The 15,768-nt window shown below is 71.9% G+C and carries 15 protein-coding genes and 1 pseudogene; 11 read left to right on the top strand and 5 right to left on the bottom strand.

What is annotated here, in order from left to right:
- The first annotated feature begins 42 nt into the window (after nt 1-42).
- The 8 genes from ACZ7L1_RS33235 to ACZ7L1_RS33200 all read left to right on the top strand — a co-directional run bounded on the left by ACZ7L1_RS33235 (nt 43) and on the right by ACZ7L1_RS33200 (nt 8,865).
- Nucleotides 43-975: an alpha/beta hydrolase family protein gene (locus ACZ7L1_RS33235; RefSeq protein WP_471442561.1), complete on the top strand. Its 933-nt coding sequence runs from the start codon at nt 43-45 to the stop codon at nt 973-975.
- Between the two features lie 151 nt (nt 976-1,126).
- A complete protein-coding gene (locus ACZ7L1_RS33230; protein ID WP_471442559.1) occupies nt 1,127-2,161 on the top strand; it encodes an alpha/beta hydrolase in 1,035 nt (344 codons plus the stop codon).
- 52 nt (nt 2,162-2,213) lie between these two features.
- The gene (locus ACZ7L1_RS33225; protein WP_471442634.1) at nt 2,214-3,425 is read left to right on the top strand and encodes an acyltransferase family protein; all 1,212 of its coding nucleotides are present in this window, start codon (nt 2,214-2,216) and stop codon (nt 3,423-3,425) included.
- Nucleotides 3,425-4,765 carry a sensor histidine kinase gene (locus tag ACZ7L1_RS33220; protein ID WP_471442632.1) on the top strand — a complete coding sequence of 447 codons (1,341 nt, stop codon included), beginning with the start codon at nt 3,425-3,427 and terminating at the stop codon, nt 4,763-4,765. The genes ACZ7L1_RS33225 and ACZ7L1_RS33220 overlap by 1 nt, the downstream gene beginning before the upstream one ends.
- Nucleotides 4,762-5,436: a response regulator gene (locus ACZ7L1_RS33215; protein WP_471442557.1), complete on the top strand. Its 675-nt coding sequence runs from the start codon at nt 4,762-4,764 to the stop codon at nt 5,434-5,436. The genes ACZ7L1_RS33220 and ACZ7L1_RS33215 overlap by 4 nt, the downstream gene beginning before the upstream one ends.
- A gap of 129 nt (nt 5,437-5,565) precedes the next feature.
- Nucleotides 5,566-6,912 carry a sensor histidine kinase gene (locus ACZ7L1_RS33210; protein WP_471442555.1) on the top strand — a complete coding sequence of 449 codons (1,347 nt, stop codon included), beginning with the start codon at nt 5,566-5,568 and terminating at the stop codon, nt 6,910-6,912.
- Nucleotides 6,909-7,583: a response regulator gene (locus ACZ7L1_RS33205; RefSeq protein WP_471442553.1), complete on the top strand. Its 675-nt coding sequence runs from the start codon at nt 6,909-6,911 to the stop codon at nt 7,581-7,583. Before ACZ7L1_RS33210 ends, ACZ7L1_RS33205 begins: the two co-directional genes overlap by 4 nt.
- A 61-nt stretch (nt 7,584-7,644) precedes the next feature.
- Nucleotides 7,645-8,865, top strand: coding sequence for a cytochrome P450 (locus tag ACZ7L1_RS33200; protein ID WP_471442551.1), 1,221 nt, complete (start codon nt 7,645-7,647; stop codon nt 8,863-8,865).
- Nucleotides 8,866-8,876: 11 nt separating this feature from the next.
- Here ACZ7L1_RS33200 and ACZ7L1_RS33195 read toward each other — a convergent pair whose 3' ends face one another.
- Nucleotides 8,877-9,746 (bottom strand): diacylglycerol kinase family protein, encoded by an 870-nt coding sequence (locus ACZ7L1_RS33195; protein WP_471442549.1) that lies wholly within the window; start codon nt 9,744-9,746, stop codon nt 8,877-8,879.
- Nucleotides 9,747-9,941: 195 nt separating this feature from the next.
- Between ACZ7L1_RS33195 and ACZ7L1_RS33190 the strand changes: the two genes are divergently transcribed.
- Nucleotides 9,942-11,225, top strand: coding sequence for an adenylosuccinate synthase (locus ACZ7L1_RS33190; RefSeq protein ID WP_471442547.1), 1,284 nt, complete (start codon nt 9,942-9,944; stop codon nt 11,223-11,225).
- A 147-nt stretch (nt 11,226-11,372) separates the two neighbouring features.
- Nucleotides 11,373-13,181: a bifunctional metallophosphatase/5'-nucleotidase gene (locus tag ACZ7L1_RS33185; RefSeq protein ID WP_471442545.1), complete on the top strand. Its 1,809-nt coding sequence runs from the start codon at nt 11,373-11,375 to the stop codon at nt 13,179-13,181.
- On the opposite strand, the gene ACZ7L1_RS33180 is transcribed toward ACZ7L1_RS33185, so the two are convergent.
- Nucleotides 13,178-13,966, bottom strand: coding sequence for an SDR family oxidoreductase (locus ACZ7L1_RS33180; protein ID WP_471442543.1), 789 nt, complete (start codon nt 13,964-13,966; stop codon nt 13,178-13,180). The two genes, ACZ7L1_RS33185 and ACZ7L1_RS33180, sit on opposite strands and share 4 nt — an antisense overlap.
- A gap of 81 nt (nt 13,967-14,047) precedes the next feature.
- On the opposite strand from ACZ7L1_RS33180, the gene ACZ7L1_RS33175 reads away from it, so the two are divergent.
- Nucleotides 14,048-14,932, top strand: coding sequence for a sigma-70 family RNA polymerase sigma factor (locus tag ACZ7L1_RS33175; protein WP_471442541.1), 885 nt, complete (start codon nt 14,048-14,050; stop codon nt 14,930-14,932).
- Here ACZ7L1_RS33175 and ACZ7L1_RS33170 read toward each other — a convergent pair.
- The 3 genes and pseudogenes from ACZ7L1_RS33170 to ACZ7L1_RS33160 form a co-directional block, all read right to left on the bottom strand.
- The gene (locus ACZ7L1_RS33170) at nt 14,925-15,284 is read right to left on the bottom strand and encodes a hypothetical protein (protein WP_471442539.1); all 360 of its coding nucleotides are present in this window, start codon (nt 15,282-15,284) and stop codon (nt 14,925-14,927) included. The two genes, ACZ7L1_RS33175 and ACZ7L1_RS33170, sit on opposite strands and share 8 nt — an antisense overlap.
- A gap of 13 nt (nt 15,285-15,297) precedes the next feature.
- The gene (locus tag ACZ7L1_RS33165) at nt 15,298-15,480 is read right to left on the bottom strand and encodes a DUF397 domain-containing protein (RefSeq protein ID WP_471442537.1); all 183 of its coding nucleotides are present in this window, start codon (nt 15,478-15,480) and stop codon (nt 15,298-15,300) included.
- Nucleotides 15,477-15,626 (bottom strand): annotated as a pseudogene (locus tag ACZ7L1_RS33160) (Scr1 family TA system antitoxin-like transcriptional regulator); the annotation flags it as partial. The gene ACZ7L1_RS33165 and the pseudogene ACZ7L1_RS33160, both read right to left, overlap by 4 nt.
- Nucleotides 15,627-15,768 lie beyond the last annotated feature (142 nt).

Below are 15,768 nucleotides of genomic sequence, written 5' to 3'. Positions count from 1 at the left end.
CCGCCGCGCACGAATCCCGTTCTGCCGCTGAGAGGTTGGAGCATGCCGGACGACGCCGCCCCCCGCGATGCCGCCGAAGAGGCGTCCGCCTTCTCGCACCCGCCGGTGGACCCCGACTCCACCGCCGTCTACGGCGACCACCCCGACCAGGTGATCGACTTCTACGCCCCGCGGCAGACCGAGCCGGCCGGGGCGGCGGCCGCCCCGGGACACGCCCCCCTGGTCGTCCTCCTGCACGGTGGCGCGTGGCGTGCGCCGTACGACCGCCGGCACATCTCGCCGTTCGCGGACTTCCTGGCCCGCCGGGGCTTCGCCGTGGCGAGCGTCGAGTACCGCCGGGGCGCCCTCATCCCGTCCCAGGCCGACGGCTCCGCGGACGCGGAGTCCGGTGCGGGCGGCGGTACGGGGCCGGTGGCGGGCCGCTGGCCGGACACGTTCGACGACGTGGCGGCCGCGTTCGACGCGCTTCCCGGGCTGGTGCGCGAGGCGCTGCCGCAGGTCGATCCGCGGCGCACGGTGATCACCGGGCACTCGGCGGGTGGCCACCTGGCGCTGTGGACCGCGGCCCGGCACGTCCTGCCGACGGACTGCCCGTGGCGCACGGACCGCCCCGCCCCGCTGCGCGGTGTGGTGGCGCTCGCCCCGATCGCGGACTTCCACGTCGCCGAGAAGCTGGAGGTGTGCGGCGGCGCGGCGCTCCAGCTCCTCGGCGGCAGGGACCGGTTCGAGGAGCGCAGACCGTACGCGGATCCGGCGCTGCTGCTGCCCACCGGTATCGCCACCACCCTGGTCCAGGGCCGGACGGACGTCGTGGTCCCGCAGGCGGTCGCCGAGGCGTACGCGGAGGCGGCGGCGAAGGCCGGTGAGGTGGTCGGCCTCACGCTCCTGGAGGGCGTCGGCCACTTCCCCCTGATCGACCCGGCGGCGGACGCGTGCGCGGTGGTGGCCGAGGAGATCGCGCAGCTGGCGTGGTAGCCGGGGCCCCCGGGTGGACCCGGTCATACCCGTAATACCTGAGAGCTACCTCCCAAGTGAGCTCCGCGGCATGACGCCGACGACGGGTGACGCTCCGTAACTTCCTTCCCGTGACTGCCCGATGAGCGCGGCAGCGGAAGGGGAGGACGTCATGGGTTCTCGGGGGAGGGGCCCGGCCGCGGTCGAGCACGCGGCCGGACGGGACGGGACCGGGGGAGGCGACGAGCGGCGGCGCCTTCGCCGACGGCGTCTCGGGCGCGTCCGTCGCACCCTGCTCGCCGTCCTCGTCACGGTCGCTGTCGTCGTCCCCCTGTCGGCCGCCGCGCGGCCCCGCATTCCGGCCCCGCCGCCGGCGGCGCTCGCCCCGCTCTCGGCGGCCACGCTCGCCGGGACGTACCGGGCGAACCGCGCGGATGCCGGCGAGGCGTCCCGCATGGCGGCGGCCCACGGCGACCGGAGCCGGGCGGCGGTGGAGCGGGCCCTGGCCCTTCCCGCCCGCGATCTTCTGGCCTTCGACGGCCGGGGCACGGGCCGGGTGACCGAGGTCCTCGGCGACCTGGCCACGGCGCGGCACATAGCGGTCCTGATACCGGGCTCCGACACCACGCTGGACACCTACGGCCGCTTTCGCGCCACCGCGCTCGCCCTGCACCGCAGCACCGGTCGGGACACGGCGGTGATCGCCTGGCTCGGCTACGACACACCCCGGACGCTCAGCACCGACGTACTCACGACGTCCCGCGCCGCGCGCGCCGCCCCGGCCCTGGAGCGGTTCGTGCGGCAGCTGCGGGACGCGTTCGGTCCGTCGCCCCGCATCTCCCTGCTGTGCCACTCCTACGGCACGGTGGTGTGCGCCCGTGCGGGCGCCGGCGTCGACGCCCAGGACATCGTCCTGATCGGCAGCCCGGGCACGGGCGTGGACTCCGCCTCGGCCCTGCACACCCACGCCCGTATCTGGGCGGCCCGCGGCGCCGACGACTGGATCGCCCACGTGCCGCACCACCGCGTGGACCTGTTCGGCACCACCGTCGGCTTCGGCACGGACCCGGTCTCCCCGGCCTACGGCGCCCGGGTGTTCGCGGCGGGCGACGGCGGCCACAGCGACTACTTCGAGCCGGGCTCGGCCTCCCTGGCCAACCTGACCCGGATCGTGCTCGGCGAGACGGCGGAGGTGACCCGTGCGTGACACGACGGTGCCTGACACGACGGGGCGTGACACGACGGGCCGTGACACGACGGTGCGGCCGCGGACCCTGAAGCGGCAGCGGGCCCTGAACGCGATCCGCACCGCGGCCCACCGCGCCGACCTGGCCACCCCCGCCGAGCGGGACCGCGCGGTCGACGCCCTGCGGGCCCTGGCGATCCTCGGTGTCGTCCTGGGGCACTGGCTGGTGACGGCCCTCGTCGCGGACGGCGGTTCGCTGCACACCGCGAGCCCGCTGCACTTCATGCCGTGGCTGGCCCCCATCTCCTGGGTCTTCCAGACGCTCGCCGTGTTCTTCCTGGTGGGCGGCCATATCGCGACGAAGGGCTACGCCTCGGCGCGTGTCCGCGGCGTCACCTACGGGCAGTGGCTGCGCACCCGTCTGACCCGGTTGTTCAAGCCGGTCGCGGCGGTCCTGACGCTGTGGACGGGCGCGGCGTGCGGCCTGCTCGCGGCCGGGGCGGACGCCGGCACGGTCCACACCCTGGTGAAGCTCGCCCTGTCGCCCCTGTGGTTCCTGCTGGTGTTCGCGACCCTGACGGCGGCGACCCCGCTGCTGAGGCGCCTCAACCCGCTCTGGCCGCTGGCCGTCGTCCTCCATGTGGACATCGTCCGCTTCGGACTCGGCGGCCCCTCCTGGCTGGGCTGGGTGAACCTGCCGGCGGGCTGGCTCGTGCCGTACACCCTGGGCGCGGCCTGGACCCGGGGTGAGCTGGAGAGCCGCCGCGCGGGCCGGGTGCTGCTGGCGGGCGGCGCGGTGGCGACGGCGGCGCTGGTGGCGTGGGCGGGTTACCCGGCGTCGATGGTCGGCGTGCCGGGCGAACCGGTCTCCAACCTGAACCCGCCGACCCTGGCCGCCGTCACCTTCGGCCTGGCCCAGTGCGGACTGGCGCTGCTGCTGCGCGAACGGTTGCGCCGCGCGATGTGCCGCCCCCTGGTCTGGGCGGCGGTGGCTCTGGTGAACCTCTCCGCGATGACGATCTTCCTGTGGCACCAGACGGCCCTGATGGCGACCACCGTGACGGGCCTGCTCGCCGGCCGCCTGCCCGGCCTGCACACCACCCCCGACAACCTGACCTGGGTGGCGGCCCGCCTGGCCTGGCTGCCGGTCTTCGCTCTCGCCCTGACCGTCTGCTGGGCGGCCTTCCGCGCCTGCGAACAGGGCGGCGACCGGCGTCCTTCCCGGGTGGTCCGATCACACCGCCCCGGAGCGGGCCGCACCTCAGGTCCTAGGGTGGACGCGTGATGCAAGGGGGGAACCGCGTCCGGCGAGGGCTGCGGGTGCTGCGCGACGACCTGTGGACCGCGCGGGCGGATCCGCTGCCCCCCTCCGTCTGGCTGCGCTGGCTGCCGCACGGAATCGTGTGGCTGGCCGCGTTCGGCGTCCTGGTCGGCGCTGTGCCCCAACTCCAGGAGAGCGGCCATGTGGCCCTCGGATACGCCTACCTGATCGGGCTCGGCCAGAGCGGAGCGGTGGTGCTGGCCCTGTGGCGGCCGATCCCGGCGTGGTGGCTGTCGACGGGGGCGACGGCACTGGGGGCGGTCGCGCTGCACGGCCCGTTGATCGCCAAAGAGGCGGACGGCTTCACCTGGCCGTGGACCTCGGCCGGGATCATCGCCCAGCTGTTCGTGCTGCTGCTGCTCGCCCTGAGAGTCCGCACCCGCGTCGCGACGGAAGCGCTGGTGCTGACCACGCTGGTCACCTATGTGCTGCAGGGCCTGTGGGGCGCGGCGAACTACCAGTCCACCGGCGTGCTCACGGTGGCCCTGTCCGCGGCCGTGGTGGTGCTGGGCGTCGCCCTGCGCGGCCGCCGCGAGGCCCGCGCCGAGCTGGTGCAGCAGACGACGCTCACCGCCGAGGAGCGCGCCCGCCGCACCCTCCTGGAGGAACGCAACCGCATCGCCCGCGAGCTGCACGACGTCGTCGCCCACCACATGTCGGTCATCTCCATCCAGGCCCAGGTCGCCCCCCACCTGGTGGAGAACCCCTCCACCGAGCTGAGGGAGAACCTGGACGGCATCCGCAAGAACGCGCTGGAGGCGCTGACCGAACTGCGCCGCGTCCTCGGCGTCCTGCGCTCGGAGAACCCCGCCGACCCCTACGGCATAGGAAGCGGTAGCGGTACCGGCGCCGCCCTCGACTCCCCGCAGCCCACCCTCGACCGGCTCGACGCCCTCGTGGAGAACACCCGCGCCGCCGGCCTGGAGGTGCGGACGGAGATCGTGGGCGAGGTGCGCCCGCTGTCACCCGGGCTGGAGCTGTCCGCGTACCGGATCGTCCAGGAGGCCCTCAGCAACGCGCTGCGGCACGCCCCCGGCTCCACCGTCCGCGTCGAACTCACCTACTTCCCGCGGGGCCTTCAGCTGCACATCGCCAACTCCCGGCCCACCCGCCCGGCTCCGCCGTCACCGGGGGCGGGCCACGGACTGCTCGGCATGCGGGAGCGTGCCGTGATGCTGGGTGGGACCCTCTTCGCGACCGAGACGGCCGGCGGCGGCTTCGCGGTGGCGTGCTTCCTGCCCAGCCACAAGGACGCCCCGACCGACGGCGATCCCGCCGACCCGACAGGAGAAGAGAGCCGATGACCAGCGGCACCATCCGCGTACTGATCGCCGACGACCAGATGATGGTCCGGCAGGGCTTCACGGTGCTGCTCAACGCCGAGCCCGACATCGAGGTCGTCGGCCAGGCCGTCGACGGCAGGGACGCGATCGCCAAGGTCGCCGAACTCGCCCCGGACGTCGTCCTGATGGACATCCGCATGCCCGAACTGGGCGGTATCGAGGCGACCCGGCGCATCACCGAGACCACCCCGCACCCCAAGGTCCTGGTCCTGACCACCTTCGACCTCGACGAGTACGTCTACGACGCCCTGCGCGCCGGCGCCTCCGGCTTCCTGCTCAAGGACGCCTCCGCCGACCAGCTCGCCGAGGCGGTACGGGTGGTGGCGGCGGGCGACGCGCTTCTCGCGCCCGGCATCACCCGGCGTCTGCTCGCCGAGTTCTCCCGGATGCACAGCACACCCCGGGCGCCGCTGAAGGAGCGCGTCGGCGACCTCACCGAGCGGGAGACGGAGGTCCTCGCCCTCATCGCCCAGGGCCTGTCGAACGCGGAGATCGCCGAGCGCCTCGTGGTCGCCGAGCAGACCGTGAAGACCCATGTGGGCCGCATCCTGGTGAAGCTGGGCCTGCGCGACCGTACCCAGGCGGCCGTGTTCGCCTACGAGTCGGGGCTGGTGCGGCCGTCGGGCCACTGATACGCGGCCGCGCGGATGGGAGCCACCCGGGAGCCACCCCCACCTCTGCCCGTAGTACTTGAGAAGGATTCTGCAGGACCCCTCTCACTGGTGACGACCGCGCCCCCTGACCGGGCCTACCTTTTCCACGTGACCGAGACGACCCAGAGGCAGACGCCACCGGACGGCGCGTACGCCGCGTACACGCCGCGCAGCCCGGAGTACCGGTTGGCCGCGGACGCCCTGCGCAGAATGCGGCAGGACCTGTTCCACGACGCCTTCGCCTACCGCCCGTTGCCCCGCATGAGCGTCGACGGTCCGGTGACCAGGCGGCTGCCGGGACGCATGCGCGAGTACGCGGCCTGGACCCCGCACGCCGTGGTGGCCGGGGCCGGCCTGGTGGCGATGCTGGTCGCCCAGCGGAACGACGGCGGCGGACTGCCGAACCTGCTGAGCGGTCTGTTCGCTCTGCTCCCGGTGTTGTTGACACTGGTGCGCCCGGTCGGAGCCTTCTGGGTGTCCTTGGCGGGGACCGCCGGGACGGCGGTCCTGGGCTCCTCCTGGGGCGCCTGGCCCTGGCTGCCCAGCAGCTTCATAGCCCATCTGACGGTGCTGACGGTGGTGGCGATACGCACCCGGCCACGCACGGCGGCGTGGATGTGGGTGGCCACCGCGGCCTACGCCTTCGTCGCCGAGACCGTGTTCGGGTGGGGCCGCTACGACGGCGACGCCCCGGCCATGCTGGTCGTCTCCGCCCTCGCGCTGCTCGCGGTCACCGTCCGGCACATACGCCGCGAGGCCGAGCAGGAGGTCACCGCCCAGCAGACCGAGACCGCGCACGAGCGCTCCCGGCGCACCCTGCTGGAGGAGCGCACGACGATCGCACGCGAGCTGCACGATGTGGTCGCCCACCACATGTCGGTGGTCGCGATCCAGGCGGAGGCCGCGCCCTACCGCGTGGAGAACCCGCCGCCGGAACTGGAGAAGGCCTTCGCCACGATCCGGGAGAACGCGGTGGCGGCCCTGACCGAGCTGCGCCGCGTCCTCGGCGTCGTACGGGCGGAGGACTACGAGGCCCCGGACGCGCCCCAGCCCACCCTGGCCGACCTCGACGCCCTGCTGGCGAACGTGCGGGAGGCGGGACTGAGTGTCGACAAGGTGGTCACGGGCGCGGTGCGGGAACTCCCGCAGGGCGTCGAGCTGTCGGCGTACCGCATCGTCCAGGAGGCCCTCAGCAACACGCTGCGGCACGCGCCCGGCGCCCCGGCACGCGTGGAGATCGGTTATGTGCTCGGTGGGCTGGGCCTGCGCATCGTCAACGGCCCGGCGCCGCAGGTCACGCTCACCAAGTCGACGCACGGCGCGGGGCACGGCCTGACGGGCATGCGCGAGCGGGTCTCGATGCTGGGCGGGGAGATGACGGCGGGGGAGACGGACGACGGAGGCTATGAGGTCGCGGTGTTCCTGCCGGTGGCCACGGTGGAGGGCACCGCGTGACCGAGGGCACCATCCGCGTACTGATCGCCGACGACCAGATGATGGTCCGGGAGGGCTTCTCGGTGCTGCTCGGGGCGATGCCGGACATCGAGGTTGTCGGGGAGGCGGTCAACGGCAGGGAGGCGGTCGAGCGGGTCCGGGAACTGGCTCCGGACGTCGTGCTGATGGACATCCGCATGCCGGAGCTGAACGGCATCGAGGCGACCCGGGAGATCGTCGCCGCGGACGGTTCGGCGAAGGTCCTGGTGCTGACCACCTTCGATCTCGACGAGTACGTGTACCAGGCGCTGCGGGCGGGAGCCTCCGGCTTCCTGCTCAAGGACGCGTCGGCCAGGCAGCTCGCCGAGGGAGTGCGGGTGGTGGCGGCCGGCGAGGCGCTGCTGGCGCCCTCGGTCACCCGGCGGCTGATCACGGAGTTCTCCCGCCTGGAGGACCGGCCGGCGCTCCCGCCGGCGGCCCGGGCGGCGTACGGGGACCTGACGGAACGGGAGACGGAGGTGCTGGTCCTCATCGCCCAGGGGTTGTCGAACGCGGAGATCGCGGAGCGGCTGGTGGTGGCCGAGTCCACGATCAAGACGCACGTCAGCCGCATCCTGGTGAAACTGGGCCTGCGCGACCGCACCCAGGCGGCGGTGTTCGCCTACGAGGCGAGACTGGTGACCCCGGGGTGAGCCGCCCTTCGGTGTGAGACCCCCCCTGGTCAGCGGGCGTCCGCTCGGTTAGCGTCCGGGCATGGCAGCTCCTTCGGCTCTCGCGTTCGACCCCTGGGACCCGGCGTTCGTGGCCGACCCGTACCCCGCCTACGCCGAGCTGCGTGCGCGGGGCCGGGTGCACTGGTTCGAGCCCACGGGTCAGTGGCTGGTGCCGCACCACGCGGACGTTTCGGCATTGCTGCGGGACAGGCGGCTGGGCCGGACGTACCAGCACCGGTTCACGCACGAGGAGTTCGGCCGGACCGCGCCGCCGCCCGAGCACGAGCCGTTCCACACGCTCAACGATCACGGCATGCTCGACCTGGAGCCGCCGGACCACACCCGCATCCGACGCCTGGTGTCGAAGGCGTTCACGCCGCGGACCGTGGAGCAGCTGAAGCCGTATGTGCGGCACCTCGCCGGCGAGCTGGTGGCCCGGCTGGTGGAGGCGGGCGGCGGCGATCTGCTGACCGACGTCGCCGAGCCGCTGCCGGTCGCGGTGATCGCCGAGATGCTGGGCATCCCCGAGGCGGACCGCGGGCAGCTGCGCCCCTGGTCGGCGGACATCTGCGGGATGTATGAGCTCAACCCGTCCGAGGAGACGGCACGCAGGGCGGTGCGGGCGTCGGTGGAGTTCTCGGATTACCTCCGGGAGCTGATCGCCGAGCGCCGCAAGGAGCCGGGGGAGGACCTGATCTCGGGACTGATCGCCGCCTACGACGAGGGCGACCGGCTCACCGAACAGGAGATGATCTCGACCTGTGTGCTGCTGCTGAACGCCGGACACGAGGCCACGGTGAACGCGACCGTGAACGGCTGGTGGGCGCTGTTCCGACACCCGGAGCAACTGGCGGCCCTGCGCGCCGACCACACGCTCGTCCCCTCGGCGGTGGAGGAGCTGATGCGCTACGACACCCCGCTGCAGCTCTTCGAGCGCTGGGTGCTGGACGAGATCGAGATCGACGGCACGGTGATCCCGCGGGGCGCCGAGATCGCCATGCTGTTCGGCTCCGCGAACCACGACCCGGCGGTCTTCACGGACCCCGAGCAGCTGGACCTGACCCGCCGGGACAACCCGCACATCTCCTTCAGCGCGGGCATCCACTACTGCATCGGCGCACCCCTGGCGCGTATCGAGCTGGCGGCGTCCATGACGGCGTTGCTGGAGAAGGCCCCGACGCTGCGGCCGGCGGCGGAGCCGGAGCGGAAGCCGAACTTCGTGATCCGGGGCCTGGAGGGGCTGAGCGTGGAGATCGGCTGACCACCGCGCCCTCACGCTCCGGGAGGGCGGGCCGCAGGCAGCGTGAGCCCCCAGGCCCCCTCCCGCACCACCCACGTCCGCGTCCGCACCGGCCCCGACACCACCGCATCCGCGCGATACCGGAAATCGGCCCCCGAGACCGTCACCCGGCGCCCCACCGCCAGCAGCGGCGACGCCTCCGCGCCCACCGAGACCGGCCGCACCTCCACCTCGGCCACCCCCGGATCCCCCGGCGTCACGGACACGCCCTCCACCGGCTGGTCCAGGTCCACCAGCGTCTCCCCGTCGACCTCCACCCGCAGCCGGGACGGCCCGGGCGCCGGCCGCGGCGAGGGCACCCGCGTCGGACGCGCCGCGAGCGTCCGCACCAGCGACTGACACGTCCGCAGCCACGGACGCCCCGTGGCCGGCGACGAGGCCGGCATCGGCTCGGTCCCGGCCCCCTCACGCGCCGCAACCGGAGGAATCCGCAGGTCCCCGAGCACCACCCCGTCACTGTCGTCCACCAGCAGGTCCAGCCGCCGCTCCACCCCCTCCAGGACGGCCCGGGCCGCCGCCACCGCCCCCGTCGGCACCCCCAGCGACCGCGCCAGCGACTGGGCGGCGCCCACCGGCACCAGGGACAGGGCCGTCGTGCCCAGCTCACGGCGTCGGTGCAGGAGCGTCACCGCCCGCAGCAGCGCCCGGTCGTCACCCACCACCACCGGCCGCCGCGACCCCCGTCGGTCCAGCGCCCGGGCGAATTCCTCCGGCCCCGCCGGGAGACACACCTTGGTGGCCGCACCCGCGCTGAGCACGTCTTTCGCGATCCGTACCGACTCACCGTCGCTGTGACGGGCGACCGGGTCGATGACCACGAGGAGCTGGTCGGAAGTCGCCACCTCGGTCCTGCCTCGCTTCCTCGGGTAGCATCTCTGTGCAAGAGCCCCTTGCGCTATTGCGTCAGGGGCTTCGTCTATTCCGGGGCATCCGGTCCGACGGTTTGCGGCCAACGACGGTCGCGGTGCACGTGGCGGTGGACCCTCCGCGTACGCCCCCGACCCTGGACATGCCCCGCCCGGAAGGGGTGTACGCGCGTGCCCGCACTTGTGCTGCTCGGTGCTCAGTGGGGTGACGAAGGCAAGGGAAAGGCCACCGACCTGCTCGGTGGCTCGGTGGACTATGTCGTGCGCTACCAGGGCGGCAACAACGCCGGCCACACGGTGGTCGTAGGTGACCAGAAGTATGCGCTCCACCTCCTCCCTTCCGGAATCCTGTCGCCCGGATGTACGCCCGTCATCGGCAACGGCGTCGTCGTCGACCCGTCGGTCCTGCTCTCCGAGCTGAGCGGTCTGAACGAGCGCGGTGTCGACACCTCCAAGCTGATGATCAGCGGCAACGCCCACATCATCACGCCGTACAACGTCACCGTGGACAAGGTCACGGAACGCTTCCTCGGAAAGCGCAAGATCGGCACGACCGGCCGCGGCATCGGCCCGACCTACGCCGACAAGATCAACCGCGTCGGCATCCGGGTCCAGGACCTGTACGACGAGTCGATCCTGACCCAGAAGGTCGAGGCGGCCCTCGACGTCAAGAACCAGATCCTCACCAAGCTGTACAACCGGCGCGCGATCGCCGTCGGCCAGGTGGTCGAGGAGCTGCTGGGCTACGCCGAGAAGATCGAGCCGTACGTCGCCGACACGGTCCTGATCCTCAACCAGGCGCTGGAGGAGAACAAGGTCGTCCTGTTCGAGGGCGGCCAGGGCACGCTCCTGGACATCGACCACGGCACGTACCCCTTCGTGACCTCGTCGAACCCGACCGCGGGCGGTGCCTGCACCGGTGCCGGCGTCGGCCCCACGAAGATCAGCCGCGTCATCGGCATCCTCAAGGCCTACACGACCCGTGTCGGCTCGGGTCCCTTCCCGACCGAGCTGTTCGACGAGGACGGCGAGGCGCTGCGCCGCATCGGCGGTGAGCGGGGCGTGACGACGGGCCGCGACCGCCGCTGCGGCTGGTTCGACGCGGTGATCGCCCGCTACGCGACCCGGGTCAACGGCCTGACCGACTTCTTCCTCACCAAGCTCGACGTGCTCACCGGCTGGGAGCAGATCCCGGTCTGCGTCGCGTACGAGATCGACGGCAAGCGGGTCGAGGAGCTCCCGTACTCCCAGACGGACTTCCACCACGCGAAGCCGGTCTACGAGATGCTGCCCGGCTGGCAGGAGGACATCACGAAGGCCAAGACCTTCGCGGACCTCCCGAAGAACGCCCAGAACTACGTCAAGGCGCTGGAGGAGATGTCCGGCGCCCCGATCTCCGCGATCGGCGTGGGCCCGGGTCGCGACGAGACCATCGAGATCAACTCGTTCCTGTAAGTCCCTTACATCCCCCTCCAGTTGGGCCGGTCATGGACATCCTTGACCGGCCCATGGGCTGCTCCTGGTTCCGCGCGGAGGTGGGGACCGGAACTATCTACGCGGGTAGTGTCGTCCCTCTTCGCTCTCCAGTCCCAGGAGCCTTGTATGCCCGTCAGTCCCATGAACAGACGCGAGTTCATGCAGAAGTCGGCCGTCACCTCGGCGGCGGTCGCCGTCGCGGGAGCGGTCGGCAGCGGCACGGCCGCGGCTGCCGACCAGGAGCCCGACAAGACGCCGTGCACCTGGTCCTTCTCCGTCCTCGGCACCACCGACCTGCACAGCCACGTCTTCGACTGGGACTATTACAAGGACGCCGCCTACAGCGACAAGGCCGGCAACTCCGTCGGAGTCGCGCGTGTCGCCACGCTCATCAAGCAGCAGCGAGAGGCGAAGGGCGAGGACCGGGTGCTGCTCGTGGACGCCGGCGACATCATCCAGGGCACCTCGCTGGCCTACTACTTCGCCCGCGTCGCGCCGATCACCGGCAAGGACGCGCCCAAGCACCCCATGGCCGTCGCCATGAACCACATGCGCTACGACGCCGCCGCGCTCGGCAACCACGAGTTCAACTACGGCATCGACGTCCTGCGGAAGTTCGAGAGCCAGTGCCACTTCCCGCTGCTCGGCGCCAACGCCCTCGATGCCAAGACCCTGCGGCCCGCCTTCCGCCCGTACACCGTGAAGCGCATTAGGGTCCCCGGCGCCCCCGACATCAAGGTCGGCATCCTCGGGCTCACCAACCCCGGGATCGCGCTGTGGGACAAGGACAACGTCAGCGGGAAGATGGTGTTCCCGGGGCTCGTCGAGCAGGCGAAGAAGTACGTGCCGCGGCTGCGGGCGCTGGGCTGTGACGTGGTGTTCCTGACGGACCACTCCGGGCTCGACGGCTCGTCCTCGTACGGCGACGAACTCCCGTACGTGGAGAACGCGTCGAACCTGGTCGCCGAGCAGGTGCCGGGCATCGACGCGATCCTGGTCGGCCACACCCACGTCGAGGTCCCCTCCTACACGGTGAAGAACGAGGAGACCGGCGAGGAAGTCCTCCTCTCGGAGCCGTACTGCTGGGGCTACCGCCTGAGCGTCTTCGACTTCGAGCTCGAACTCCACCACGGCCGGTGGAAGGTGACGAGCAAGACGGCCCAGACCCTCAACCCCAACACGGTGGACGAGGACCCGGAGATCAAGCGGCTCCTGGAGGCCGACCACGAGCTGGTGGTGAAGTACGTCAACACGCCCGTCGGCACCTGCACGGCGGACCTGTCGGCGGCGGAGTCCTGCTGGAAGGACGTCCCCATCATGGACTTCATCCACCAGGTGCAGATGGCGACGGTCGCCTCCGGGCTGTCCTCCGCCGACGCCGCGCTCCCGCTGATCTCGGTCGCCGCGCCCTTCAGCCGGACCGCGGACATCCCCGCGGGGAACGTGACGATCAAGGACATCGCCGGGCTCTACATCTACGACAACACCCTCTACGGCAAGAAGCTGACCGGCGCCCAGCTCAAGGACTATCTGGAGTACGCGGCGAAGTACTACCACCAGGTCCCGTCCGGCACGAAGGTCGACACCGCGACCCTCACCAACGCCAACAACTTCTGGGACTACATGTACGACACCGCCGCCGGGGTCGACTACGAGATCGACATCGCGCAGCCCGAGGGCTCGCGCATCAAGAACCTCTCCTACAAGGGCGCACCGGTCCCCGACGACCAGGTCTTCGTCGTCGCCGTCAACAACTACCGCGCCAACGGCGGCTCCGGCTATCCGCACATCGCGTCCGCCGGCATCGCCTACAGCTCCACCAACGAGATCCGCCAGCTGATGATCGACTACGTGACGTCCAAGGGGACCCTGAACCCGGCGGACTTCGCGGTCACCAACTGGCGGCTGACGCAGGGCGGAACGCCGGTGTTCTAGGCCGTTCCCAGCAGGGTGCCGGTCCGCTCCGCCAGGAACTCCTCCCAGGTCCGGATGCCTTTGTCGGCGCCCTCGAGGGTCAGGTTGGCCCCGGACCGGTAGGCACGCCCTGCATTGCCGGGCATGCGGACCGGGAGCATCGGGCGGTGCTTGCCGCGTGCCGTGAGGTAGCTGCGCAGCAGGTCCGAGAGGTCGTACACCGCCGGTCCGGCCAGGTCGGGGACCAGGCCCTCCGGTTCGCCGAGCGTCAGCTCCACGAGCCGGGCGGCCACCTCACGCGCGTCGACCGGCTGCAGCCGCATCCCGCCCGGGACCGGGATCACCGGCAGCTTGGCCATCTTCTCGGCCATGAGCAGCGCCAGGTCGTGGAACTGGGCGGCCCGCAGGATCGTCCAGGCGATCCCTGACCCGGCGATCGCCCGCTCCGCCTCCAGCTTGGAGCGCAGCCAGGCCAGCGGGACGCGGTCCGCGCCGATGACCGAGATGTGGACCAGATGCCGGACCCCGGCCTCCTGCGCGGCCCGGACCAGGTTGCGGGTCGCCACGTCGTCGCCCTTGGGGCCGCCCGCGAGGTGCAGGACGGTCCGGGTGCCCGCCACCGCCGTGTCGAGGCCCTCGCCCGTCCGCAGGCCACAGGCCACGTGTTCGACGCCCTGCGCAGGGTCGTGTGCGTGCCGGCTCAGCACCCGGACCTCGCGGCCCGCCTCCCGCAGCAGCGGGACGACATGGCGGCCGAGTGTGCCGGTGCCGCCGGTGACCAGGACGGGTGCGGTCGTCGTGTTCATGATCTTTCTCCCATGCGGTCGATCCGTCACTCAGTGGGTGATCTACTGAGATGACCCGCCGCCCGGAAGGAATGTGACACGGTGCCCGAACTTCCGCCGGCAACCGAGTGGTTCGAGGTGCACCGCCCCCGGCTGCGGGCGGTCGCCCACCGGATGCTGGGCTCGCTCAGCGAGGCCGACGACGCCCTCCAGGAAGCGTGGCTGCGCGTCGATCGCGCCGACACGGCCGACGTGGAGAACCCGGCCGCATGGCTGACGACCGTGGTGGCCCGGGTGTGCCTGAACATGCTGCGCTCGCGCGAGAACCGGCGCGAGGAGCCGCTGGAAGCGGCCCGGGCACCGGTCACGGGTGCGGTCGTCGACCCGGAGGAGGAGGCGCTGCTCGCCGACTCGGTGGGCCTGGCGCTGCTGGTCGTCCTCGACAGGCTGACGCCCGACGAGCGGCTCGCGTTCGTGCTGCACGACATGTTCGCGATGCCGTTCGACGAGATCGGCGCGATGCTCGAGAGGTCCCCTGCCGCGACCCGGCAGCTCGCGAGTCGCGCCCGCCGCCGGGTCAGGGGCACCCGGGCGCCCGAGGCCGACCTGCCCCGGCAGCGCCGGGTCGTCGACGCCTACCTGGCCGCGACGCGCGGTGGCGACTTCGACGGGCTGCTGGCGCTGCTCCACCCCGACGTGGTGCTGCGCGCCGATCGCTCGGTCGTCCCGACCCCCGAACCCGTCCGCATCGCCGGTGCACACCCGGTGGCCAAGGGCGCGATGGCGTCCATGGGCCGGGCCCGGTTCACCGCCGCCGTCCTGGTGGACGGCCGCCTCGGCCTGGCGATGCTCGACACGGGCCGTCTGCGGCTGGTGCTGAGCTTCACCTTCGCCGACGGCCTGATCGCGGAGATCGACGTGATCGCGGACCGGGTGCGGCTGCGGGAGGTGGAGGTGGCGCTGCTCGACGAGCCGGTGGTCAGCTGAGCCGGCTCGCGTGCCCTTCATCCGCCTCCGCTTGACCGGCAGGCGGATCCGCACAGTCGGGGCAGGCGGGCGGGATGCCGAGACAGCAGTGCAGGGCAAGGCTGAACCTGCGGTCGACGGCCTCGCGCTCGGCGGCGGGATCCGGGTCCTCGGACGCGGGTGTGAGCGCGTAGGGGAGGGCGGTGGTGAGGACGGCGAGTGTGACCGCGTCCTGTGTGGCGCCCCTCGGCAGGTGCCCGGTCACGTGCCGGCGCAGCCAGTCGCAAGCCGTCCGGTGCCAGACGGTGGTCGGGCGGAGTACTGCGGCGTGCGTCAGGTCCGGGGCGGTCAGCGGCACGTCTGTCCGGTTCACCCCTTCCGGGGGATCAAGGGGTGCGTGCGCCCTTGAGGAACGCGCCCCATGCGCCGGGGGAGACCCTGAGGGTGGGGCCGGTGGGGTTCTTGGAGTCGCGGATGTGGATCAAGTCGACGTCTCGGGCTACTTCGAGGCATTGGCCCCCGCTGTCGTTGCTGTAACTCGATTTGAACCACCGCAGTGTGCTGCTCATCGCTGCTCGTCTCCTGCCAACCGCTTGATGAGGCTCAGGGAGTCGTCCGGGCTCAGAGCCTGTGTGCGGATCTTCGCATAGCGGTGCGCGAGTTGGGCCACCTTGGCCGGATCACTGACCAGGACGCTCTCGTCCTCGATCTCCATCCTTGATCTTGCGTGGGTATCCCCGGCTTCAGCCGGGGAGGGAAATGCATCCTCGGCTCGGAGGCGCGCAGCGCCGGAGTTCGCTGCGCGGCTTCGGTGACGGTCAGATGGGTCGTTTCTGGCCCTCGATGTACTGGCGGAC

Source organism: Streptomyces sp. NPDC107546 (assembly GCF_055639175.1).
The sequence above is the reverse complement of the archived record's forward strand: the minus strand, read 5'-3'. Positions and strand labels throughout refer to the sequence as shown.

Bases quoted from the DNA above. Each gene is read 5' to 3' on its own strand.
- ACZ7L1_RS33200 (WP_471442551.1), top strand. From the start codon at position 7,645: ATGGCAGCTCCTTCGGCTCTCGCGTTCGACCCCTGGGACCCGGCGTTC.
- ACZ7L1_RS33185 (WP_471442545.1), top strand. From the start codon at position 11,373: ATGCCCGTCAGTCCCATGAACAGACGCGAGTTCATGCAGAAGTCGGCC.
- ACZ7L1_RS33220 (WP_471442632.1), top strand. From the start codon at position 3,425: ATGCAAGGGGGGAACCGCGTCCGGCGAGGGCTGCGGGTGCTGCGCGAC.
- ACZ7L1_RS33180 (WP_471442543.1), bottom strand. From the start codon at position 13,966: ATGAACACGACGACCGCACCCGTCCTGGTCACCGGCGGCACCGGCACA.
- ACZ7L1_RS33230 (WP_471442559.1), top strand. From the start codon at position 1,127: ATGGGTTCTCGGGGGAGGGGCCCGGCCGCGGTCGAGCACGCGGCCGGA.
- ACZ7L1_RS33235 (WP_471442561.1), top strand. From the start codon at position 43: ATGCCGGACGACGCCGCCCCCCGCGATGCCGCCGAAGAGGCGTCCGCC.
- ACZ7L1_RS33215 (WP_471442557.1), top strand. From the start codon at position 4,762: ATGACCAGCGGCACCATCCGCGTACTGATCGCCGACGACCAGATGATG.
- ACZ7L1_RS33165 (WP_471442537.1), bottom strand. From the start codon at position 15,480: ATGAGCAGCACACTGCGGTGGTTCAAATCGAGTTACAGCAACGACAGC.